Origin of the sequence: Agrobacterium sp. ICMP 6402 (assembly GCF_009498615.1) — a bacterium.
In the GTDB taxonomy this organism is placed as follows: Bacteria; Pseudomonadota; Alphaproteobacteria; order Rhizobiales; family Rhizobiaceae; genus Agrobacterium; species Agrobacterium burrii.
Window position 1 is genome coordinate 93,407 of sequence record NZ_QSNV01000012.1, and the last position, 22,993, is coordinate 116,399.

Annotated in this window: 21 protein-coding genes; 12 read left to right on the forward strand and 9 right to left on the reverse strand. The window is 62.0% G+C overall.

The window, feature by feature from the left end; translation table 11 throughout:
- The first annotated feature begins 97 nt into the window (after positions 1–97).
- Together DXT96_RS23720 and DXT96_RS23725 are read left to right on the forward strand one after the other, a co-directional pair.
- Positions 98–1,507 carry a diguanylate cyclase domain-containing protein gene (locus DXT96_RS23720; RefSeq protein WP_153516731.1) on the forward strand — a complete coding sequence of 470 codons (1,410 nt, stop codon included), beginning with the start codon at positions 98–100 and terminating at the stop codon, positions 1,505–1,507.
- A 196-nt stretch (positions 1,508–1,703) separates the two neighbouring features.
- Positions 1,704–3,032: a solute carrier family 23 protein gene (locus DXT96_RS23725; RefSeq protein ID WP_153516732.1), complete on the forward strand. Its 1,329-nt coding sequence runs from the start codon at positions 1,704–1,706 to the stop codon at positions 3,030–3,032.
- Here DXT96_RS23725 and DXT96_RS23730 read toward each other — a convergent pair.
- Positions 3,029–3,877 carry a LysR family transcriptional regulator gene (locus DXT96_RS23730; RefSeq protein ID WP_174375005.1) on the reverse strand — a complete coding sequence of 283 codons (849 nt, stop codon included), beginning with the start codon at positions 3,875–3,877 and terminating at the stop codon, positions 3,029–3,031. The genes DXT96_RS23725 and DXT96_RS23730 overlap by 4 nt on opposite strands.
- A gap of 104 nt (positions 3,878–3,981) precedes the next feature.
- On the opposite strand from DXT96_RS23730, the gene DXT96_RS23735 reads away from it, so the two are divergent.
- Positions 3,982–5,316 (forward strand): aspartate aminotransferase family protein, encoded by a 1,335-nt coding sequence (locus DXT96_RS23735; protein ID WP_153516733.1) that lies wholly within the window; start codon positions 3,982–3,984, stop codon positions 5,314–5,316.
- Between the two features lie 172 nt (positions 5,317–5,488).
- Here the strand turns inward: DXT96_RS23735 and DXT96_RS23740 are convergent, their stop codons facing one another.
- The gene (locus DXT96_RS23740; protein ID WP_153516734.1) at positions 5,489–6,400 is read right to left on the reverse strand and encodes a 2-dehydro-3-deoxygalactonokinase; all 912 of its coding nucleotides are present in this window, start codon (positions 6,398–6,400) and stop codon (positions 5,489–5,491) included.
- A 115-nt stretch (positions 6,401–6,515) separates the two neighbouring features.
- On the opposite strand from DXT96_RS23740, the gene DXT96_RS23745 reads away from it, so the two are divergent.
- The 9 genes from DXT96_RS23745 (at position 6,516) to DXT96_RS23785 (ending at position 16,242) form a co-directional block, all read left to right on the forward strand.
- The gene (locus DXT96_RS23745) at positions 6,516–7,424 is read left to right on the forward strand and encodes a dihydrodipicolinate synthase family protein (protein ID WP_153516735.1); all 909 of its coding nucleotides are present in this window, start codon (positions 6,516–6,518) and stop codon (positions 7,422–7,424) included.
- On the forward strand, positions 7,421–8,587 hold the full coding sequence (locus DXT96_RS23750; protein ID WP_153516736.1) for a mandelate racemase/muconate lactonizing enzyme family protein: 1,167 nt from the start codon (positions 7,421–7,423) through the stop codon (positions 8,585–8,587). Before DXT96_RS23745 ends, DXT96_RS23750 begins: the two co-directional genes overlap by 4 nt.
- A gap of 24 nt (positions 8,588–8,611) precedes the next feature.
- The gene (locus tag DXT96_RS23755) at positions 8,612–9,883 is read left to right on the forward strand and encodes a sugar ABC transporter substrate-binding protein (RefSeq protein WP_153516737.1); all 1,272 of its coding nucleotides are present in this window, start codon (positions 8,612–8,614) and stop codon (positions 9,881–9,883) included.
- An 82-nt stretch (positions 9,884–9,965) separates the two neighbouring features.
- Positions 9,966–10,892, forward strand: coding sequence for a carbohydrate ABC transporter permease (locus tag DXT96_RS23760; RefSeq protein ID WP_153516738.1), 927 nt, complete (start codon positions 9,966–9,968; stop codon positions 10,890–10,892).
- 10 nt (positions 10,893–10,902) lie between these two features.
- The gene (locus DXT96_RS23765; RefSeq protein WP_153516739.1) at positions 10,903–11,733 is read left to right on the forward strand and encodes a carbohydrate ABC transporter permease; all 831 of its coding nucleotides are present in this window, start codon (positions 10,903–10,905) and stop codon (positions 11,731–11,733) included.
- Between the two features lie 2 nt (positions 11,734–11,735).
- Positions 11,736–12,818: an ABC transporter ATP-binding protein gene (locus DXT96_RS23770; RefSeq protein WP_153516740.1), complete on the forward strand. Its 1,083-nt coding sequence runs from the start codon at positions 11,736–11,738 to the stop codon at positions 12,816–12,818.
- On the forward strand, positions 12,815–13,798 hold the full coding sequence (locus DXT96_RS23775) for an NAD(P)-dependent oxidoreductase (RefSeq protein WP_153516741.1): 984 nt from the start codon (positions 12,815–12,817) through the stop codon (positions 13,796–13,798). The genes DXT96_RS23770 and DXT96_RS23775 overlap by 4 nt, the downstream gene beginning before the upstream one ends.
- Positions 13,795–15,477 (forward strand): SMP-30/gluconolactonase/LRE family protein, encoded by a 1,683-nt coding sequence (locus DXT96_RS23780; protein WP_153516742.1) that lies wholly within the window; start codon positions 13,795–13,797, stop codon positions 15,475–15,477. The genes DXT96_RS23775 and DXT96_RS23780 overlap by 4 nt, the downstream gene beginning before the upstream one ends.
- Positions 15,478–15,480: 3 nt before the next feature.
- Complete coding sequence (locus tag DXT96_RS23785; RefSeq protein ID WP_153516743.1) at positions 15,481–16,242, forward strand: SDR family NAD(P)-dependent oxidoreductase; 762 nt, start codon at positions 15,481–15,483, stop codon at positions 16,240–16,242.
- A 63-nt stretch (positions 16,243–16,305) separates the two neighbouring features.
- Here the strand turns inward: DXT96_RS23785 and DXT96_RS23790 are convergent, their stop codons facing one another.
- The 7 genes from DXT96_RS23790 to DXT96_RS23820 all read right to left on the reverse strand — a co-directional run bounded on the left by DXT96_RS23790 (position 16,306) and on the right by DXT96_RS23820 (position 22,946).
- The gene (locus tag DXT96_RS23790) at positions 16,306–17,112 is read right to left on the reverse strand and encodes an inositol monophosphatase (RefSeq protein WP_153516744.1); all 807 of its coding nucleotides are present in this window, start codon (positions 17,110–17,112) and stop codon (positions 16,306–16,308) included.
- Positions 17,109–17,945, reverse strand: coding sequence for a glycerophosphodiester phosphodiesterase family protein (locus DXT96_RS23795; RefSeq protein WP_153516745.1), 837 nt, complete (start codon positions 17,943–17,945; stop codon positions 17,109–17,111). Before DXT96_RS23795 ends, DXT96_RS23790 begins: the two co-directional genes overlap by 4 nt.
- 2 nt (positions 17,946–17,947) lie before the next feature.
- Positions 17,948–18,982 carry an ABC transporter ATP-binding protein gene (locus DXT96_RS23800; RefSeq protein WP_153516746.1) on the reverse strand — a complete coding sequence of 345 codons (1,035 nt, stop codon included), beginning with the start codon at positions 18,980–18,982 and terminating at the stop codon, positions 17,948–17,950.
- An 8-nt stretch (positions 18,983–18,990) separates the two neighbouring features.
- Positions 18,991–19,815, reverse strand: a complete 825-nt coding sequence (locus tag DXT96_RS23805; RefSeq protein WP_153516747.1) for an ABC transporter permease — start codon at positions 19,813–19,815, stop codon at positions 18,991–18,993.
- Between the two features lies 1 nt (position 19,816).
- Positions 19,817–20,665, reverse strand: a complete 849-nt coding sequence (locus DXT96_RS23810) for an ABC transporter permease subunit (protein WP_336510816.1) — start codon at positions 20,663–20,665, stop codon at positions 19,817–19,819.
- 32 nt (positions 20,666–20,697) lie between these two features.
- Positions 20,698–21,849, reverse strand: a complete 1,152-nt coding sequence (locus DXT96_RS23815) for an extracellular solute-binding protein (RefSeq protein ID WP_153516749.1) — start codon at positions 21,847–21,849, stop codon at positions 20,698–20,700.
- 452 nt (positions 21,850–22,301) lie between these two features.
- Positions 22,302–22,946, reverse strand: coding sequence for a hydrolase (locus DXT96_RS23820; RefSeq protein WP_153516750.1), 645 nt, complete (start codon positions 22,944–22,946; stop codon positions 22,302–22,304).
- Positions 22,947–22,993: the final 47 nt, after the last annotated feature.

Sequence of the window (22,993 nt, forward strand, 5' to 3'; positions counted from 1 at the left end):
ACCAAGCGTTAACCGACCTGCCTGAAATTCCCGCTTTGGTAACGGCGATGAAACGTGCCGCGTCGAAAATGACATCCGACAAATAATCGGACCATAAATGACGATGCGTTTCACCCAACTCAGGCTTGCCGGACCGGCCGCAGTGCTTATTGCCATATTGCTGGCGGGGCTGGCGGCCATTCCCTATTATGGTGTTGCGCGTCTGGACGCGGAGCTTCGCCAGCGGCAGGAAACACTGGTCGGGCGCAATATCTCGATATGGATTTCCGATGTGGAGTTTGCCCTGACCGCATGGACGATCTGGGATGAATCCATCGCCAAGATCGACAATCTGTTCGACCTCGAGTGGACCGACCGAAATATCGGACGGTCGCTCATCGGCACCTCACGCACCCGTTTTGTCAGCATTCTCAACGGCGACGGTGATCTGATCTACTCGAAGACGGATGACGAAGTGCTGCAACGCCCGTTTTTTGCCCGGGGCGCGCCAGTGATTGCGCAGGATGCGCGCTCGCTTGTGGATGCCGTTCGTGCAAAGGAACGCGGCGAAAGGCCGGAGGGCATTCCGCAGCCGATCGCCTTCAGCAAGATCGAGGTGATCGGCGATGACGCCGTCCTTCTGACGGCCAGCCTCTTCCAGTCGGATTTCAGGACAGCGACGCCCCGCAGTGGGCGCGCGCCAGTGCTGATTTCCGCAATCCCCATCGCCGGCAGCCTGCAGGAGTTTCTTGGAAACCGCTTCCTTCTGGACGATGCCTCCGTCGGGCCGGCCGGCAGCGTTCCGGCGGATCGCGCAAGGGTGGAGATCGCCATGGGGCCGAATGGGCAGACACAGGCGCTGTCCTGGCAGCCGCTGACCCCTGCGCGGGATCTGCTTCGCCAATCCCTGCCGCTTGCCGTCACGGTTCTTGTCGTCCTCATAGCCGGCGGCATCTTCGCGGTGCGGATGTCCCGCCGTGCGGTTCAATCGCTTGTCGAGGCCGAAAAACAGATGCGACATGCCGCGACGCATGATTTCCTCACGGGGCTGGCCAACAGGTCGCTTGTCTCTTCCGAATTCGCAAGGCTGTCCCAGCAGGGAGACCTGACTGTCGCCTGCCTTGATCTCGACGGTTTCAAGGTCATCAATGACAGCCACGGACACGCCGCCGGTGATGCATTGCTCAAGGCGGTCGCCGCCCGCCTTCGCGCAGCCTGTCAGGACCGCGACGTGGTGTTCCGGTTGGGCGGTGACGAGTTTGCCGTGTTGATGCCCGCCATTTCCCCTGCCGAAGCCGAAATGCGCTGCCGGCAGCTGTGCCTGCTTCTCTCCGAGCCCTATGTTGTCGATGACAGCGTGATGATCATCGGTGCGTCCTTCGGATTGAGCAGCGTCATCGGGGCGGAAACGTCCTGCGACGAGGCCTTCCGCTGTGCTGACGAGGCGCTTTATCGCGCCAAGGGTGAAGGCCGCGGCAAAGTCATGACATCGGTTTGCGAGATCGAACCCGTTCGCCGGTTTGGCTGAACTGAGGGGTGGGTAACCTTTCCATGCCCGATGACAGCAGCCGGCAATCGCGCTACCGGAGATAGGATGCGCCGCCACCGATTCGGTCCGGGACGACGGTCGCATATCACATAAAGACAAATCTTTTTATGCGGCTGCGATCTGCAACGGGGACGTTCGTCAAAATCGCGCCAGCCGCTTTCTGGGGGACGTGACGATGAGCAATACGGGTGGCTATTTTCCGCGCTGGCGATTGAAAACCGAAGGGCGCATCATGCCGGATGAGCGGTTGCCCGCCGGGCAGACCGCGGTTCTCGGTTTGCAGCATGTTGTCGCCATGTTCGGCTCCACGGTGCTTGCACCACTGATCATGGGGTTCGATCCGAACGTCTCCATCCTGTTTTCGGGCATCTCGACGCTGATCTTCTTTATCGCCGTCGGTGGCCGCGTGCCGAGCTATCTCGGTTCGTCTTTCGCTTTCATCGGTCCCGTGCTGGTGGCGACCGGTGCCGCTGCCGGTGCGGCGAGCCCTAATATCGCGCTTGCCCTTGGCGGCATCATTGCTGCGGGCGTGCTTTATGCCCTGATCGGCGTCATCGTCATGATTGCCGGCCATAACTGGATCGAACGGCTGATGCCGCCGGTTCTGACCGGTGCCATCGTTGCCGCGATCGGTCTGGTGCTGGCGCCGATTGCCATTGCCAGCGCCTCCGGCACCGGCCCCGGTAATCCCGATGGCGACCAGCTGTCGCGCTGGATTGCGATTTTGACCGTCACATCCGTCGGCGCAATCGCGGTCTATGCGCCCGGCATGGCGCGACGCCTGCCCATTCTCCTCGGCGGCGCCATTGCCTACATCGCCTATCTGGTGCTGGCCAACAGCTTCGGCCTCGGCAAGCCCGTCGATTTTTCCGGCGTTGCGGCCGCCTCCTGGTTCGGGCTGCCAACATTCACAACGCCGGAATTTTCCGCCTCGGCTATCGCGCTGATTGCGCCGGTCGTCGTCATTCTGGTGGCGGAAAACCTCGGACATATAAAGGCGATCGGCGCGATGACCGGCCGCAATCTCGATCCCTATCTGGGCCGCGCCTTCATCGGCGATGGCATCGCCACCATCTTTTCCGGCGCCTTCGGCGGAACGGGAATGACGACTTACGCCGAAAATATGGGCGTCATGGCAATCACCCGCATTTTCTCGACGCTGGTGTTCCTTGTGGCAGCACTGGTCGCCATCCTCCTCGGCTTTTCGCCGAAATTCGGTGCGCTCATTCAAACGATACCAGGGCCTGTCATCGGCGGTCTTTCCGTCGTGGTGTTCGGCCTGATCGCCGCGACCGCCGGGCGCATCTGGGTCGAGAACAAGGTCGATTTTTCCGAGCCGCGCAATCTCATCACCGTGGGCATCGCGCTGGTGCTGGGTGCCGGCAACTTCAAGCTCAATGTCGGCGGTTTCACGCTTGATGGTATCGGCACGGCGACGATCGGCGCCATCGTCTTTTACCATCTTCTCAGCCTCGGCGCTCCGGCCCAGGGGAAATCACGCTAAAGACTGAGGCTCGGAAGAACCGCTCGAATGTGATCGCCGAGGGCCTTGGCCGCCGATGATGTCTGGGGATCGGAAAATGCGATGGCTATTCCGATCGTCGGCAGCGGCGGCAGGCCGTTTTTGATGATGTGAAGGTCGGGCGGAACGGCTGTTTTCGTCAGTACGCTGATGGCGTGGCCGGAGCGGGCGATGGCGATGAGGCCGGCAAGGCTGGTGCTGGCAAAGGCAACCCGGTAGCGGCGATTGGCGCTTTCCATGGCATCGCAGGCCGCGCGGTGATCCAGCGTCGCCGGTGCCGAGAGCGCCAGCGGCAGCACGTCCTTGGCCAGCAGGTCGGGTTCCGGCCTGTCCGCCACCCAGACGAAACTTTCCCTGCGCAGAACCTCGGGATGATCAGGATCGGCCTGTGAGACCAGCGCCATGTCGATCTGGCGGCGGCGCAGCAGCGGATGCAGCTCGATGGTTGGCGCGCAGACCATCCGCAGGTCGACTTTCGGGTAGGTTGCGCAGAAGCCCCGCAGCAGTTCCGGCAGGAAGGCGATGGAGTAATCCTCCGGGCATCCAAGGCTGACGGTTCCCTGAAGGATCGCCTCGCTCATATCCGCAAGGATTTCATCATGCCGCGCAAGCAACGCATTGGCGTGCGCAAGCAGCTTTTCTCCCGCCGCAGTGACCCGCACCCCCGAACCCGTTCGCTGCAGCAGGCTGTGGCCCACCTGTTCCTCAAGTCGCTGCATCTGCGTGCTGAGCGCCGATTGCGTGCGTCCGACCTGCATGGCGGCGACGCTGATGGAGCCGGCGCGGGCGACGATGACGAAGTTCTTGAGAAGCGTAAGGTCGAGCATGGCGATATCAAAATTATCGATATCTGCTTCAGATACTATCAATTGGACTGCTTGCGCAAGGGCCTGTTACCGTTCGTCAGGATCACCTCTTTGGGGAACGTGTCATGGACAACATTTCGAAAAACGCCATTTCTTTGAACGATGAGCCGGCCTTCTGGGCCGCCGCCAACAAACACCTGACCCGCTATGGGCCGGCCTTTGAAGACATCATTGTCGAACGCGCCGCGGGAAGTTTCGTTTACGATGCGGATGACCGCGCCATTCTCGATTTCACCTCTGGCCAGATGAGCGCCCTGATCGGGCACACTCACCCGGATATTGTCGCTACCGTCAACCGGCAGATGGCCTCGGTTGCGCATCTCTTCTCCGGCATGTTGTCCCGCCCCGTCGTCGAACTTGCAGCGCGGCTGGCGGCCCTGGCGCCCGGTCTCGACCGCGTGCAATTGCTGACGACAGGGGCGGAATCCAATGAAGCGGCAATCCGCATGGCAAAGCTTGTCACCGGCGGCCATGAGGTCGTCGCTTTTGCCCAGAGCTGGCATGGCATGACCGGCGCTGCGGCGTCTGCCACCTACAGCGCCGGCCGCAGGGGCTACGGCCCGGCGACGGCCGGTTCGCTCGTCATTCCCGCCCCGAATGCCTATCGCCCACGCTTCCGCAACCCGGATGGATCGAATGACTGGCAGGCCGAGCTTGACGATGCCTTCGAACTGATCGATCGCCAGTCGACCGGCAATCTCGCGGCCTTCATCGCCGAGCCCATCCTGTCGAGCGGCGGCATTCTGGAACTGCCCCTCGGTTATCTCGCCGCCCTCAAGAAGAAATGCGAGGAGCGCGGCATGCTGCTTATCCTCGACGAAGCCCAGACCGGCGTCGGCCGGACGGGGCACATGTTCGCATTCCAGCGTGATGGTGTGACACCGGATATCATGACGCTCTCCAAGACGCTGGGCGCCGGCCTGCCGCTCGCGGCCGTGATGACAAGCGCCGAGGTGGAGCAGAAAGCCTTCGAAAGGGGCTTCCTGTTTTATACGACACATGTGTCCGATCCCTTGCCGGCTGCTGTCGGCGTGACAGTCCTCGACGTGGTTGCGCGTGACAGTCTTGTGGAACAGGCGATTACCCGCGGAAAGCGTCTGAAGGACGGGCTTTTGTCGTTACAGCAGAGGTTCGAGTGTGTGGGTGACGTGCGCGGTCGTGGGCTCCTGCTGGGGCTGGAAGTCGTTGCCGACCGGCATACGAAAGCCCCCGGTTTTGAACTCGGTGCGCGCATCATGCACGAAGCGATGCTGCGTGGCATGAGCATGAATATCGTCAAACTGCCCGGCATGGGCGGCGTCTTCCGTATCGCGCCGGCGCTGACCGTGTCGGATGCCGAAATCGACCTCGGATTGGACATATTGGCGGATTCGATCCAATCGGCGCAGGCGACGCGATAGGGTATCGACGACGCTCGTCTTTACGCTTGCCTGGAGCTCAAAGGTTTCAGGCGAGCAGGTCTTCGTCGCAGCTGGTGCCGATGCTGACCGGAAAATTGTATATGTCGGTTCTCAAAAACCGCTAATCTTAAAGCCGGACGCCGCCGTTTCGGCATCCGGCCATCGTCGGCGCTCAGGAAAGCGTCTGTTTGAGGACGGCCAGCGCCCCTTTCGTCAGGGCGTCGTCCGCGCCCATCGATGTCTTGAGCCCGAACACATCTGCGGCAACCAGATAAAGATCGTTCAGCCCGTCATTGCCGACGATAGCTGCCTCGTCTCCCTCCGCATACCATCCGGCATCGCGTGCCTGCCGAAATTCCTGCCCGATGACCAGTCCCCGCACATAAGAGCGCAGCTGATCCGGTGAAAGCCGGCCGGCAAGCCCGCCGGTTCGCGCCGAAAACAGCAGCGACAGCATGGCGGCGGATCGTTTTGCCTCTTTCAGACCCCAGCGATAGGCCTCCGGATCATCGACCGGCGGCTGCGTGGAACCGCGCGCGATGAAGGAATGATTGATGAGCAGGTTGAAGATTTCACCGGTCACGAATGTCTGGAAGCCATCGATCCGACCCGCCTTCACCCGCGCCCATTTGCTGTGGGTTCCGGGGATGATGAGGGTGGCGTCTTCGCCAAGGCCGCGGCCGACGATCTGGGTTTCTTCGCCGCGCATCACGTCCGGAAAGGGCTGGCGGGCGGGGTCGTTGAGACCCGGCAGGAAGACAAGATCGGACCCGTTCGGCAGCGATCTGCGCACCGTGCCGGCGGCAAGTTCCGCCGGGCCTGCCGGGCATGGTACATAAGCGACTTCGACCCAGCCATTGCGGCTGGTGATCATGCCGAGGGCGGCGACGGGCAAGGCCCCGCAGCGCGAGAACCAGGGTGCGAGTGCAGCCATCAGCGCCGCCTCATGCTCACCCTTGCCAAGGCTCGAAATACCGTCGGCGGTTTCAAGATGATCGAGTTCTTCGCCGCCTTCACCGACGAGCGCCGCCCTCAGTGATGTCGTTCCCCAATCGACGATGATCGATGTCGCCGGTGCTGTCATGTCTTGAACCTCCTCGTTCATTTCATCTTGGGGCTTGTCATAGGGTGCGAGTCTATGTAGTGTCAATTAGTGAATTCAAGGTATCAATATATGATACTTAATTGGGAGGAGAAAGATGGTGGCTGGCCTCAAGGGGATTTTGCCTGTTCTGCCCACGCCGTTTCTGGCTGATGGCGGCATTGACGAAGCGGGTATGAAGCGGCTGGTGGTCTTTGCGCTCGACAAGGGCGTGGATGGTGTCGTGTTTCCCGGTTTCGCCAGCGAGGTGGAGACTTTGAATGCCGCCGAGCGCGCAACGCTGCTGAAGATCGTCGTGGATGTGGTGGCTGGCCGGGTGCCGGTGGTGGCCGGCGCCAGTGCGGCCGACTGGCGTGAGGTTGTCGAGCATGGGCGGGCGGCATCGGCGCTTGGCATTCGCCACCTGATGGTGCAGCCGCCCAAGTCGGTCGGCACGGATGCGCCGGCGCTGATCGAATTCCTCGGCCGGATTGTCGAGGCGCTGCCCGAAGTTGAAATCATCCTGCAGAACGCGCCTGCGCCGCGCGGCTCCGACCTTTCGCCGCAGGCGATCGTGGAGATCGTGCGCGCCTTGCCGCGGGTCACCTATGTCAAGGAAGAGACGCTTCCCGCCGGCCCGGCCATCAGCCACATCATCGCCCATGCGCCTTCGACGCTGAAGGGCGTCATCGGTGGCGGCGGCGCGCGTTACATTCTCGACGAATACGCCCGTGGTGCGACGGCGGCCATGCCGGCGCTGGAGATCGCCGAGGAACATGTGGCCATCGACCGGGCGCTTGTTGCCGGGCGGCAGGAAGAGGCTCGCCGGATCTATGTCCGCACCCTGCCGCTTCTGGTGTTGCAGGCGGTCTATCGCATGCGGCTGACCAAATATGTGCTCGCCCGTCGCGGCGTGATCGAAGGCGTCGGTGTGCGTGCGCCGACACCCGAGCTTGATGCGGCGGCCATTGCCGATATCGACGCCAATCTGGTCGAACTTGGCCTCGTTGCCGCGGAGGCCGCATGAACAGCCCCATCGCAACAGTCGAAGTCTTCACGCTGACCCAGCCACGCAAAGTTCCCTATCTTGGTGCGCTCAGGGAAGGCGAGGTGGTCAATCCCAACGGCTACATCGTGCGTAAGGGCAATCGCACGGTCTACCCCACCTTTGACCGCAGCGTGCTGGTGCGCATGACCACCGGGGCTGGCACCGTCGGCTGGGGTGAGACCTATGGCATCGTCGCCCCCGGCGCGGTCGCAGCCCTCATCAATGATCTTCTCGCCGGTTTCGTGATTGGCCGCGATGCGTCCGATCCTTCGGCTGTTTATGACGACCTTTATGACATGATGCGGGTGCGCGGTTATACCGGCGGCTTTTACGTCGATGCGCTTGCCGCGCTCGATATCGCGCTCTGGGATATTGCCGGGCAGGAAGCCGGAAAATCGGTTCGCGAGCTTCTCGGTGGCGGGGTAGATACGTTTCCGGCCTATGTTTCCGGTCTGCCTGAAAGGACGCTGAAGGCGCGGGGAGAGCTGGCGAAATACTGGCAGGATCGCGGTTTCAACGCCTTCAAATTCGCAACGCCGGTGGCTGATGACGGCCCGGCGGCGGAAATTGCCAATCTCCGGCAGGTGCTTGGCCCGCAGGCGAAGATCGCCGCCGACATGCACTGGAACCAGACGCCGGAACGGGCGCTGGAACTGATCGCCGAAATGCAGCCCTTCGACCCGTGGTTTGCCGAGGCACCCGTCTGGACGGAGGACATTGCCGGTCTGGAGAAGGTTTCGAAAAATACCGACGTGCCGATTGCCGTCGGCGAGGAATGGCGTACCCATTGGGATATGCGCGCCCGCATCGAACGCTGCCGCATCGCGATCGTGCAGCCGGAAATGGGCCATAAGGGCATTACCAATTTCATCCGCATCGGCGCTCTTGCCGCCGAGCACGGCATTGACGTGATCCCGCATGCCACCGTCGGCGCCGGCATATTCCTTGCCGCCAGCCTGCAGGCCTCGTCGACATTGCCGATGCTGAAGGGACACGAATTCCAGCACTCGATCTTCGAGCCGAACCGCCGCCTGCTGGAAGGCGACATGGATTGCCGCGAAGGTAGATATCACCTGCCGTCGGGACCGGGACTTGGGGTAAGACCGTCGGAGGCGGCGCTCGGTCTGATTGAACGTATCTGATTTGGTTTTTTGGAGGAGGAAACCATGACCAAAAGAATGAAGAAGCTGGCGCTCGGCACCGCGACCGCCGTTTTGATGACGATGGGCGCTGTTGCGCCCGCCATGGCCGATACCGTGCTGAAGTTCATTTCCTGGCAGACCGACGATGCCGGAACGGGCGAATGGTGGCGTTCCGCCATCGCCGCCTTCGAGAAACAGCATCCGGGGGTGAAGATCGAATTCACCAAGGCGGAGCGCAGCTCCTACGCGGATACAATGACGACGCTTTTCGCCGCCAACCAGCCGCCGCAGATCGTGCATCTGGCGTCGTTCGAATTCCAGATGTTTGCCGATAGCGGTTGGCTGGAACCGCTCGACCCATGGCTGAAAAAGGACGGCATCGACATGACGGGCTGGGCCGGCCAGCAGAAATGCGAATGGAACGGCGAAACCGTCTGCATCATGACCAACTATTTCGGTTTCGTCATGGCCTATAACAAGAAGCTGCTGGAAGAAGCGGGCGTTGCGGTTCCGAAGACCTATGACGAGTTCCTGGCCGCTGCAAAAGCCACGACCAAGGATCTGAACGGCGACGGCATCATCGACCAGTTCGGCACCGGCCACGAAACCAAGGGTGGTCCGGGGCAATATCTGACGGAAATGCTGAACTACATCATCGATGCCGGCGCCTACTGGACCGACAAGGATGGCAACATCACCATCGATACGCCCCAGATGGTCGAGGGCCTTTCACGCTGGAAAACCGTGATGAAGAGCGGCATCAGCCCGGTGGACATGAGCGCCAGCGACGTGCGCAAGCTGTTTGCCGATGGCAAGATGGCCATGCGGCTCGATGGACCGTGGCTTTATGGCACGACTGAAAAGGGTTCGGCCAAGAGTGACATCGTTTATGTCGCGCCGCCGCTTCATCCGCCACTTGGCGGATCGTCCAACGTGCTGGCCATGCCGGCCGATATTCCCGACGACCAGAAGGCATTGGTCTGGGATTTCATCAAGCTGACGATGACGCCGGAATTCCAGCGCAGCTACGCCACCCTGGGCGGCAACACCCCGCCAAGCCCGAAGGCGGATGTCTCGGGTGTTGAAAAGACCATCCAGCATTTCCCGGTGCTGATCGAAACGATGAAGGCCGCGTCTGAGGCCGGTATCGACCGCATTCCGACCGGGCTTGAGCTTTTCTACAACGAGTTCAGCAAGATGGTGATGGAAGAAAGCCAGCGGATGATCATTCAGGATCTCGATCCGGCGGCGTTGGCGAAAACCATGCAGGCAAAGGCCGAAGCCATCAAGGGTTGATCCCCATTGTCCTGATCTTGTTGTCCTGCCATGGCCCGTCAAGGGCCATGGCCATCATCCGCATCCGGCAGGAGGACCATCCATGACCGAACCCGTTCGGGCTGGGCGTCGCAAGTTCTTCGATCTTGCGCGTCCCAGCCGGCAACATCTCCTCGGCTATATTCTGATCGCGCCCGCGGTCCTGATGGTTGCCGCCATCATCGTCTGGCCGCTCGTGCTGGCCATCGACCTGTCGTTCCAGCAGGTCAAGATACCAAGGCTCGGCGGCGCCAGCCGGCCGTTTTCGCTGAGCAACTACACCTGGCTGTTCTCGTCGCCGGAATTCTGGCTGGCCTGCTGGGTAACGCTGAAACTGGTCGTGGTCGTTACCGCCGGTAGCGTCGCGGTTGGTCTCAGCACGGCGCTTCTCGCCAATAACCGTTTCAAGGGCCGCACCATTGCGCGGCTGGGAATGGCGCTGCCCTGGGCGGTGCCGGAAATCATCGCGGTCGTCATCTTCGCCTGGATGTTCGACACCTCCTTCGGCCTGTTCGGGTGGCTCGCGATCCAGCTCGGTTTCACCGATCAGATGATCCCGTGGGTCAGCAGTTCCACGGCCGCCTTCTGGGCCGTGGCGATCACCATGGTGTGGAAGGGTTTTCCTTTCGTCTCGATCATGTGTCTGGCCGGCCTCCAGTCCATTCCAGCCGATTATTATGCGGCGGCGAAGGTCGATGGCGCGAGCGTGTGGCAGCGGTTCCGCTGGATCACCATGCCGCTTTTGATGCCGGTACTGGGCGTGACGCTGGTGCTGACGCTGTTGTGGGTATTCCGCGACTTTTCCATCATCAAGGTTCTGACCGGCGGTGGGCCGCTGCGTTCAACCCAGACACTGTCGATCATGACCTATGACCAAGCCTTCCAGTATCACAATTTCGGTCGTGCCGCCGCCGTCGGCGTGCTGACGCTGGTGATCTGCATCGTCGCGAGCCTCTTGATGCTCGGCCGGCGTTCAAAATCGATCTATTGAGGAGGCTTTGATGAAACGGACATTTTTACAGAGCCTTGCCCTTTACGCGACTGTGATCTTCACGCTGGTGATGATCCTGTTCCCGGTCTACTGGCTGCTGGTTACCGCACTTTCCACCACCGATGAACTCTACCGCCTGCCGCCGACCTTCTGGCCGGACGCTCCGCAGTGGGACATCTTCGCCCGGGTCTGGGCAGCAAAACCGATCCTGGTGTGGCTTTGGAATTCCATGCTGGCAGCCATCGGTTCGGTGGCGCTGTCGATGCTGGTCTCGGTCAGCGCCGGCTATGCGCTGTCGCGTTATTCCATGCGGGGCGGCGCAACCATGGGGATGTTCGTGCTCACGGCAAAGATGCTGCCAGCGACGCTGCTCGTCATTCCGCTGTTTTCGATCTTTTCCAGCTTCGGCCTGATCGGCAGCCTGTGGACGCTGGTTCTGGCGCATTCGACGATGATCATTCCTTTCGCCACATGGATGCTGAAGGGTTATTTCGATACGATCCCGAAGGAGCTGGAGCAGGCCGCCATGGTGGATGGCTGCTCGCCCATTGGCGCGATGGTGCGCGTCGTGCTTCCCATCGCCACGCCGGGCCTTGCCGCCACCGCACTTTATGCCTTCGTGCTCAGCTGGGCAGACTATGCCTATGCGCGCACCTTCCTCGTCAACTCGCCGGACAACTGGACGGCCAATCTCGGCATCACCACGATGCAGGGCGAATATGTCACCTACTGGAACGACATTTCCGCCGCATCCGTGTTCATCGCGCTGCCGATCATCGCAATCTACCTGTTCCTGGAACGTTATTTGGTCGGCGGCCTCACCGCTGGCGCGGAGAAATAAGCATGGCCAATATTTCCATTCGCAACGTCAGCAAGTCCTATGGCGCGCTCAACGTGCTCAGGCCGTTTTCGCTTGAGATCGAGAACGGCGAGTTCGTGGTGCTGGTCGGGCCTTCCGGCTGCGGCAAGTCGACGATGCTGAAAATCCTCGCCGGTCTCGAACCGGCAAGCGAAGGCCAGATCTTCATCGGCGACAACGAAGTAACGGATCTGGCGCCGGGTGACCGCGACATCGCCATGGTGTTCCAGAACTATGCGCTTTATCCGCACCTCACCGTTCGCCAGAATATCGGCTTCGGTCTGAAGATGCGCGGCACGGACAAGGCCGAGATCGACCGCCGGGTTGATGATGCGGCGCGCATTCTGGAAGTGACACCCTATCTCGATCGCAAGCCCAAGGATCTCTCGGGCGGCCAGCGCCAGCGCGTGGCACTTGGCCGTGCCATCGTGCGCCAGCCGCAGGCCTTCCTGATGGACGAGCCGCTGTCCAACCTCGATGCCAAGCTGCGCGTCCACATGCGTGCCGAAATCGGCGCGTTGCACAAGCGCATCGGTGTCACCACCGTTTATGTGACGCATGATCAGGTCGAGGCGATGACGATGGCGGACCGCGTCGTCATCATGCAGGGCGGCATCATCCAGCAGATTGCCGCACCCGACGAGCTTTTCAACAATCCGGCCAATCTTTTTGTTGCCGGTTTCATCGGCTCGCCGGGCATGAATTTCCTCAATGCCGAACTGCGTGACGGCACTGTTACCCTGTTTGGGCAACCGGTTTCCCTGCCGGGCGCTGTCGACCGTCAGGGCAGCGTGATCGTGGGCTTGCGGCCGGAACATCTCGTTCTGGGCGATGCGCCGGTCACCTTCGATGTTCGCCCGACGCTGGTGGAAAGCCTGGGATCGGAAAAATACGTTTATTTCGATGCGGATGGCGCAAGGGTTGCGGATGGCGAGGAGGGCAAGTCCAAGGGGCTGATCGCGCGCGTTTCGCATACCGGCAACCTTCCCGGCAATGAGGCGCTCCGGCTCGGTTTCGATCCGGCCCAGCTTTATCTCTTCGATGCAAAGACAGGAGCACGGCTATGATCCTCGTTACCGGATCGGCAGGCCGTGTCGGCCGTGCCGTTGTCGCCGCCTTGCGCGCACAGGGACGCGCCGTTCGCGGTTTTGATCTCAGACCATCGGCAACCGGCGGCGAGGAAGTCGTCGGGTCGCTGGAGGATGCGCAGGCACTGTCCGACGCCATCAAGGGTGTGAGCGCCGTCCTGCATCTGGGCGCCTTCATGTCCTGGGCTCCGGCGGATCGCGACCGCATGTTCGCCGTCAATGTCGAGGGTACGCGCCGGCTTCTGGATGCGGCTTCGGCGGCTGGTGTGCGGCGGTTCGTCTTCGCTTCGTCGGGTGAGGTCTATCCGGAAAACCGGCCGGAGTTCCTGCCGGTCACCGAGGACCATCCGCTTTGCCCCAATTCACCCTATGGTCTGACCAAGCTTCTGGGCGAAGAGCTGGTGCGCTTTCACCAGCGAAGCGGCACCATGGAAACGGTGATCCTGCGGTTTTCGCATACGCAGGATGCGGCGGAACTGCTGGATGAGGAGAGTTTCTTTTCCGGTCCCCGTTTTTTCCTGCGGCCGCGCATTCGTCAGCAGCAGAATTTCGGAAATACTGCCATCGCCGAACTGCTCCAGTCCCGCGATATCGGTGAGCCGTCGCACATTCTGGCGCGCAACGAAAACGGCCGACCGTTCCGTATGCATATAACCGATACGCGCGACATGGTGGCGGGCATTCTGCTTGCTCTCGATCACCCCGACGCGGCGGGTGGCACCTTCAATCTGGGTGCCGATGAGCCGGCCGATTTCGCCGCGCTTCTGCCGAAGATTGCGGCGCTGACCGGCCTGCCCATCGTGACAGTCGATTTTCCCGGCGACGGCGTTTATTACCATACGTCCAACGAGCGGATCAGAAACACTTTGGGGTTTGAAGCGGAATGGACGATGGACCGGATGCTGGACGACGCGGCGGCCGCAAGGCGGCAGCGACTCGCGAAGGAGCAGAGGCAATGAAACCGGAGACGCCGGGCGGCACGGCGGCGCTGGCCAAGGGGCTGACCCTGCTCGACATGGTCGCCGATGCGCCGGAACCGCTGCGTTTTGCCGAGTTGCTGCGCGCCTCCGGCTTGCCGAAGCCGACATTCGCGCGCATCCTGCGCACCCTCATCGCTTATGGCCTCGTCCGTCAGGATGAGGCCCGTGGCACCTATGTGCTGGGCCAGCGTTTTCTGGAAATGTCCCATAAGGTCTGGGAGAGCTTCGATCTCGTCTCGGCGGCGACCCCGGAGCTGGAGCGGCTGGCGGCTGAACTGGGGGAGACGGTTGCGCTGTGCCGGCTTGACGGCACCATGACGCAATATCTCGCCGAACGCTCGCCGAACGGTCTTTCGGTGCGCGTCGAGGTGGGACGCCGCGTTCCCCTGCATTGCACTGCACCGGGCAAGGCGCTGCTCGCCTTTCAGGATCCCGCCGTTGGCCGCGCCCTGCTGGATCGCCTGACGCTCGATCTGCAGACGCCCAAGACCATCACCACCCTCGATGCGCTGCAGGCCGATCTGACGCTGACGCGGGCGCGGGGTTATTCGATTTCCTACGAGGAGCATCTGCCGGGGGTGAATTCGGTCGCCGCCCCTGTCATGGGCCGGGACAATACGCCGATGGGTGTGCTCGTTGCGCTCGGGCCGTCATCGCGACTGGATTCCTCCAATATCCATCCCGCCGGGCGTGAATTGATTGCTGCCGCTCGCCGCATTACCGGTGCAGCCGGGGCCGTGGCGATCAGCTCGCGGCCGCGCCCGCGTTCGGCAACGGGTCGCCCCAGCGCCGAACTCAGCTGCATTCTGCCATGGGGTGCGCAGCTGGGGGAAAGCCCGGTCTGGCACGAGGGGGAAAACGCGCTCTACTGGGTGGATATCCTGCATCCGGCGGTGCACCGCTTTAATCCCGCCACTGGCCGCAACGAAACCTGCGAAACCGGCAAGCTGGTCAGCGCCGTCATTCCGGTCACCGGCGGGCGATTGCTGGTGGCGTCGCAGGACGGCGTCGAATGGCTGGATTTCGCATCCGGCCGGCTGACACCCTTCGTCAGCCCGGAGGCGGGCATCGCCGACAACCGCCTGAACGACGCCAAATGCGGTCCGGATGGCGCGATCTGGGTCGGCTCGATGCGCATCGATGCCTCCAAGCCCACGGGTGCGCTTTATCGCATCAACGCCAATGGCGCATCCGAGCGCAAGGAAGGCGGCATCATCGTTTCCAACGGTCTCGGCTGGAGCCCCGATGGCAGGACCTTCTATTTCGTCGATACCGTGCCCGGCCTCATCCACGCCTATGATTGCGATCCGGCGACGGGCGCGCTGTCGCAGCGCCGTGAATTCGCCCGCATTCCCGTGGCCGATGGCCGGCCGGATGGTCTGGCCGTGGATGCGGAAGGAGGGGTCTGGTGCGCCATCTGGGATGGCTGGTGCGTGCGCCGATATCTTCCGAACGGCAAGCTGGACCAGGTGGTAGACATGCCGGTGCCGCGCCCTTCCAGCATCGCTTTTGGCGGGCCGGACCTGTCGACACTGTTCATCACCAGCGCCCGCACGCGCCTGCCGGCATCCACACTCGCCGACGCGCCGCTCTCCGGCGGCCTGTTCTCCTGCCGCCCGGGAATTGCCGGCGCGCGCATCTCACTGTTTGAAGGATAAAGGATGCGTCTCGAAAGCGTCTTTGGGTTGAAGGGTCGCACGGCGCTCGTCACCGGTTCCAGCCGCGGCATAGGTGCCGCCATTGCCGAGGGGCTGGCGGGCGCGGGCGCCCATGTCATCCTGCATGGCGTGAAGCCGGGCGCCGCCGCAGCCGTGCAGCACCGGATCGTCGCAAGCGGCGGCACGGCGCAGGAACTGGCGGGCGATCTGTCCGAGCCTGGTGCCGGTCGTGACGTCATCGAACGCGCCGAGGCGGTCGCACCGGTCGATATTCTTGTCATCAATGCCAGCGCCCAGATCAATGCCGTGCTGTCGGAACTGACGCCGGACGATCTGGCGTTTCAGCTGGCGGTCAATCTGGGCTCGACGGTGGATATGCTGCAGGCGGCCCTGCCGCGCATGGCGGCCCGCAAGTGGGGCAGGGTGGTTTCCATCGGCTCGGTCAATCAGCTGCGGCCGAAGGGCATCGTCACCGCCTATGCCGCCACCAAGGCTGCGCAGCATAATCTTATCCAGAGTCAGGCGCGGGATTATGCGCGCGACAATGTGTTGCTCAACACGCTTGCTCCCGGCCTCATCGACACCGACCGCAATGCCCATCGTCGTGATGAGGACCCCGAAGGCTGGGCGGAATACGTCCGGACGCTGAACTGGATGGGCCGCGCCGGGCAGCCGGAAGAAATGGTGGGTGCCGCCATCTTCCTGTCGTCGCAGGCCTGCAGTTTCATGACCGGTGAAACCGTGCTGATGACGGGCGGTTACTGATCACGCTCTCCTTCGCAGGCCCGCGCATATTGGCGGATACGCGCTGACCACGCGCCGCGCCGCTCACGGATCCTTGGGCGGAACGCCGCGAAGCCGCTCGAGAAGATAGGCATGAGTTGCGGCATTGGCGACGATCAGCGTGCCGGTTCGCTCGTAGATTTCAGGCCCGCGCCCCCACCAGTCCGTCACGATGCCGCCGGCTTCCTCAACGAGCAGGATACCGGCTGCGGTATCGACAAAACCCGTCTCCTCGTAATAACCGGTAAGCCGGCCGCAGGCCACGTAAGCGCAGGAATTGGCGGCGCTGCCGACGACCCGCACCGCGCCGATGGGGGCACGAATATCGTCGAGACGCTGATAGGCGCCGGGATAAAGCGAAAGATTGGGTGTTGGCAGGCCGGTGCCGACGCACATGAGCGCGATATCGTTGCTGGCATTGACGCGCAGGCGTTCGCCGTTGAGATATGCACCTTCGCCCTTGATCGTGGTGAACATCTCGTCGGCGACGGGATTATAGACGAGCCCGCAGATCGTCTCGTTGCCGCGGCGCAGCGCAATGGTGATGGTGTAGTGCTGGCCATAGATGAAATTGGTGGTGCCATCGATGGGATCGACCAGCCAGCGATGTTCGGCATCCGACCCGTCAACCGGAGCGAATTCCTCGCCGGTCAGCCCCCAGGGATACCGGCCGAGCAGGTGTTCGCGGATCAGCGTTTCGGACTGCCGGTCCGCATCGGACACGAAGTCGCCCGGTCCCTTGACGCCGATCTCGATGTCGCGGAAGCGCCTGAAATGCTCGAGCGTCAATGCGCCGGCCTCGCGGGTGGTGGCGATCATGTCTTCCAGAATGGCGGTGTAATTGACGGTCATTGGCTGAATGCCTCGGTTAGCCCTTCCGGGTCATCGGTGGTGATCTGGTCGACCTTGAGCCGCAACAGCCGCTCGACATCGGTGATCGATTGCGGCGTGATGCGGTTGATGGTCCAGGCATCGACACGGCGGCGGGCGGCGTGGACTGGGGCGATGATATCGATGCCGGCATCGTCAGCGGCAAGGACGATACGGTAATCGAGATAGATCATTCCGGCAGCCGGTGCCGTGGCGAGCGCCTGTTCGATGAAGTTGGAAAAGTCTTCGCCCGTCTGCAGCCTGGTGAGTGTGTCGTCCTCACACGGGTCATATCCCGTCTTAAGATCGGGGACCGATGCGGCAAGCGCGGCGATGGCGTCGAAATCACCGCCGGACAGGATCATGGAGCCCGCCAATGGCGCGATGCTTGCGCTGAAACCGGCGATGACCTGCGGGGTGAGGGCGTGCCGGTCTTCCTTGAAATCGAGCTGCAACAGGGCATCGGGATGGATGATCTCGCGGGCGAGCAGGGTGCAGAGGTCTTCGAGCAGCATCACCCTTGAGGATACCGGCTGGCCCTGATTGTCGCGCAGATGCAGCTGGCGCAGGCTGGCGGCGGAGGCGTCTCGCACCCTTCCGGTGCCCGTGGTTTCCCGCTCCAGCGTCAGATCATGCAGCACGGCGCAGCCGTGGTCGGCGTGAATGACGAGATCGACTTCGATGCTCGCGCCAAGGCACATGGCCTCGATGATGCGCTCGCCGGTGAAGGCGGGATCGGCGGCGCGGCGGCGGCCGCGATGCCATTTGAGCCAGGTGCGATGGCCGTCGCGTTCGAGGAGGATAGGCATGTTCATGGTCAGCTCCGGTAGATTTGCCGGTTGTCGCGAAAGGCCGTGACGGCGCGCGGCAGGATATCGACCCCCTGTCCGGCCCGGAAGAGATCGGGATGGGCGACCATCGATTTGATCCTGATACCATCGGGCAGATCGAGATCGACAAGGCCATGGGTACCGTAATCTGTCACCCGGTGAACGCTTGCCTGCGGCGTCTCGGATGCCGTCAGATCGACGGCCTCGGGGCGAATGGCGAGAATGGCGGGACCGTCGGAGACGGGCAGCGCCACGGTCATGCCAGCATGGGTGAAGGCTCCGCCCGAAACCACGCCTTCGATCAGGTTCATGGTGCCGATGAAGCCGGCGACGAAGGGGGTCTGCGGTTCGCGGTAGATGACGTTCGGCCGGTCGATCTGTTCGGTCCTGCCATCCTTCATCACGACAATGCGGTCGGCCATGGAAAGAGCCTCGTCCTGCCCATGCGTGACGAACAGCGTGGTGATGCCGAGACGCTGCTGGATATCGCGCACCTCTTCCCGCAGACGCTCGCGCAGATGCTGGTCGAGGCTGGCGAAGGGCTCATCCAGAAGCAGGATTTTCGGCTCGAGGACGAGCGAGCGGGCGAGCGCCACGCGCTGCTGCTGTCCGCCGGAAAGTTGGCTGGTGGCGCGTTCGCCATAACCGGAAAGCCCAACCAGTTCGAGTACGGCCTCGACCTTCTCCTTGATGAGGGAGGCTGGCATGCGTCGCAGCTTGAGGCCGAAGGCGAGGTTCTTGAAGACATTCATATGGGTCCAGAGCGCGTGGCTCTGGAACACCATGCCGGTTGGTCGGCGCTCCGGTGACAGATGGGTGACGTCTTCACCGTCGATGGTGATCTGCCCGCCGGTCGGCTGTTCGAAACCGCCGACCATGCGCAGCAGCGTCGATTTGCCGGAACCGGACGGGCCGAGAAGGCAGACGAGTTCACCATCGGCGACGTCGAGCGAGAAGTTGTCGACTGCCTTGGTGCCACCGACGAAGGTTTTCGTGACCCCGCGGATATGAAGTACGGACATGAATATTCCTAACCGCCGAAGCCGCGGGCGAAGGCGCCGCCGCCGATGACGCGGCGGGCGAACATGAGGGCAATGAATGACGGCACCCAGAGCACGACGGACAGGACCGCGCCATACTGGATGACCATTTGGTTGTTGATGTAGCTGATCATCAGCACCGGCATCGTGCGGATGCCGGGTGCGCCGATGAGCCATGCCCCTTCGGTTTCATAGAAGGTGCCGACGAAGCTCAGGAGCACGGCGGCGGCAATGGTCGGCCCGGCCTGCGGCAGCGTAATCGACCAGAAGACCCGCAGGGGACTGGCCCCGACATCACGGGCCGCCTCTTCCATGCGGCGGTCGACGGCCTGAAACGCGGCGACGGGTATCCAGATCATGAACATCAGCGTGCCAACGAGCTGGATCAGGACGACGCCCCAGAAGGTGCCGATGAGGTTGAGCTGCAGAAAGATTGCCGCAATCGCCACCAGCAGCCCGAATTTCGGGAAGGCATGACCGGCAAGGAAGGAGAAGAACAAAAGGTTGCGGCCGGTAAAGCTCATGCGGGCAAAGGCATAGGCGGCAGGAAGGCAGATCAGCGCCGAAAGCAGGGTCACAGTCGTCGATAGTTGCAGGCTCAGCATCAGGGCGTTCCACACGTCGGGGCGTCCGAGCGTCTGGCCCCAGAAGCGGAAGCCGAACTGTTGCGGCACGACGTTGGGGTAACGCCAGACTTCGGTGAATGCCCAGGTGCCGACGACGATGAGCGGCCCGACGATCGCAACGGTCAGAAGGACGGCGAAGAATATGCCGGGCCAGTCGAGACGCCTGCGCGCCGGTGCAAAAGCGGCCATGTTACTTCCCCTGATTGCGTGCGACTGAGCGCACATAAAAGAGGCCGAAGGCGATGCAGAAGCCGAAGGCGATAACGGCTTGGGTCATGGCGCCGATGGGATCCTGCACGTCGCGAAGGGTGCGCTGCATGAAGGGACCAATCATTTCCGGCGATGCGGGGCCAAGCAGATAAGGAAGGGTGAAGGAGGAAAAGATACCGAGCACCGAAAAGGAAAGCGCCACGAGAATGGAATTGGAAATGCGCGGCAGGATGATGTGCCAGAAAACCTGTAGCGCATTGGCCCCCACATCCCGCGCCGCTTCCACGGACTGGTTGGCGACGCTGCCGAGGCCCGCCAGAAGGATCAGCACCGTCAGCGGGATATTATCCCAGACAAGGCCGATGACCGGTCCCCAGGGGGTCAGATAGGGCGTGCGGATTTTCGGCAGGTCGACCGCGTTGAGCAGAATATCCACCATGCCATTCGGCCCAAGCACGCGGATGAAGGCGAAGGCGAGGATGATGGAGGGCACGAACATCGGAAAGATGGCCAGCGCCTGCACATAGGCCGAAAGGCGGCCTTGGGAAAAACGCAGATAGAGCGCGATCGGCAGGCAGACCACCAGAAGAAGCATGGCGCAGACCAGCGTGGTCCAGAGCGTGACGGCAAGATTGTCGAGGCTGTAGCGATCCGAGAAGAAGAAGACGTAGCTCGAAAGATCGAACGTCGTTTCTCCATTGGTCCCGGTACGCCAGACGGTGCGGCCTATGGCATTGATGGCCGGCCAGATGACGAGCCAGATCACCAGAAAAACGGGAATGGCGACGAGCAGGAGGCCGATGGGCCTCCTGCCTGCCGTATTGTCGATGAGCGGACGGACCGCTCCTTCTGCTGCCTCGGTCACGACTTGCGGTCGACGTTCGGAGCAACGTGACGGTACCAGCCGTCATTGATGGCGGTTTCCCATTTGCCGGCCGGGAAGGTCGGAATGGTCTGCGGAATGATGTCGGCGAAGCGCTTGCGCAGATCGGCCGGTACATAGTCCCAGGAAACGCCGGGGAAACCGCCGAGTTCGGTAAGGATTGCGCCCTGGATTTCTTCGGAGAGGACGAAATTCGCCAGTTTGAGCGCGGCGTCGCGATTGGCGCCATTTGCCAGCACCACAGCGCGCGAGAAATTGCCGCAAAGCGCCAGATCCTGAAGTTGGACGAGGCCGGTTTCCTTCGGCAGAACGCCCTGATCGATCGCCTGAAGCACCTGATCGGACCAGACCGGGGTCATGGTCACCACACCCTGCGACAGAAGTTGCAGCGACTGCGTGTTGCCGGAAGAATAAGCGCCCTTGTCGTAGAGCGACGGTGCGATATCGGTCAGCAGCTCCCAGGCCTTGCCCAGAGCCTTGTCACCGAATTCCTGGGTGTAATTGGCAACTGTGAAGGCCTTGGGGTCGAGACCGTTGGCCTGATGGATGGCGCGGCGGACGAAATTGCCGCCCGAACCGCCCTTGTCGGGACGGTTATAAACGAACTGGCCGGGATTGGCCTTGATCCATGTGACCAGCTGCTCCCAGGTCTTCGGTGCATCCGCCGGCTTGAGCTTGCTCGTATCATAGGCAAGCAGAACCTGGCTGCCGCGATAAGGCAGGCTGTATTCACCCTGGAATGCAAGCGGGTTGACGCGCGAATAGTTGGAAAGACCGGCTTTAGCCATGTTTACGTAAACGCCGGCATCGATCGCACCGGCGGGCAGCAGCGGATCGGCCGTTTCGAAATAATCGGCCTGCGGATCGGTGCCCGTCTGTTTAGCCGCAACGGCGCGCTCGCCGATGGCGATGATGCCTGCGCCGTCACCGGCGTCCACCAGGTTAAGCTTGAGACCGGGATTGGCGGCTTCAAAAGCCGGCTTGATGATGTTCGACCAGAAGTCGAGAATGTTGGTATCCGAACTGGTGTACCAGTCGATCGTGCCCGGGGCGGCGAAGCTCATGCGCGGCGCAAAGGTAAGGCCAGCGGCAGCGCCTGCTGCTGATATCATGAAGGTGCGGCGTTTCATCTCTGTCTCCAGTGCTCTCGGCGAGTGGAATTGTTGAGCGCTGACCCTTTTTGGAAAGATCGGAACGGCGCTGGCCCGCCTTTGCACAGCCGTGCACTTTTTAACGGACCGGCGGCGTTTCTAATGTCTTTCATTAACGCTTTCGTGACACCCGGCGGCACTGGTGGCCACTGACCGGCACCGTCGCGGTTTTCGCTCGCTCTCAGCAGGCGAACAAATTCTGCGTGAGGCGAGGAATTCTCACTTTGCACGAGCAATAAGGAGGCGTGAAAGCTGAAACATGGCCGTTGTGTTCCCCTCTGGAGTGTAGCGGGTGGCGGCCCTGCGGCACGCGCGATCTCTGCACTTGAGCGGACTTGTAGGTCGAGAGCTTCCCCTTGGGCTAAAGGCGGTGAGGGCCGGCAAACCAATCGTTCCGGCCCTCACAAAAATGTTCGCTGTGTCGGCCGGGATCAGCCAGCGACTGGCGTATTGAGAAGCTGCTGCTCCCAAAGATAGGCGATGCCGCTGCCGCCGAAGTGCTGGATGAGAATTTCGGTCAGCTCTTCGACATGCTCGGTGCGCGCCCAGTCGCGCTGCCATTCGCCAGCGAGCGCCATCACGGTCATCGGGTTCGCGCCGGCCGCGATCATCCGCTGGACGGCAACTTCGTGGGATTCCTTCGAAATCCCGCCCGACGCGTCGGTGATCACGGTCACGTCCCAACCTTCGCCGGCGGCCTGGATAACAGGCATTGCCACGCAAACCTCGGTCCACAGCCCGGCGATGATCAGCTGTTTGCGGCCTGTCGCCTTGACCGCGTCCACGACCTTCTCGTCCTGCCAGGTGTTGACCCAAGTCCGGTCGATGACCTCCTGGCCCGGAAATACGTCGGTGATCTGCTTGAAGAGGAGTCCGCCGCGCGCTGCGATCACGCTGGTGAGAATGGTCGGAACATTGAAAGCCTTTGCCAGCTTCGCCAGCGCGGTCGTGAGATTGACCACAGCCTGCGGATCGTGGCTGTTAAGATTTGCGAGCTGGTAGGGCTGATGGTCGATCAGAACGAGGACCGAATCTTCGGGACGAAGAAGAGAATCGAGGCCGTTACGAAGGGTCATCAAGACTTCCTTTCTCTGCCGTCATGGACGGCGATGGGTTCAAGAGG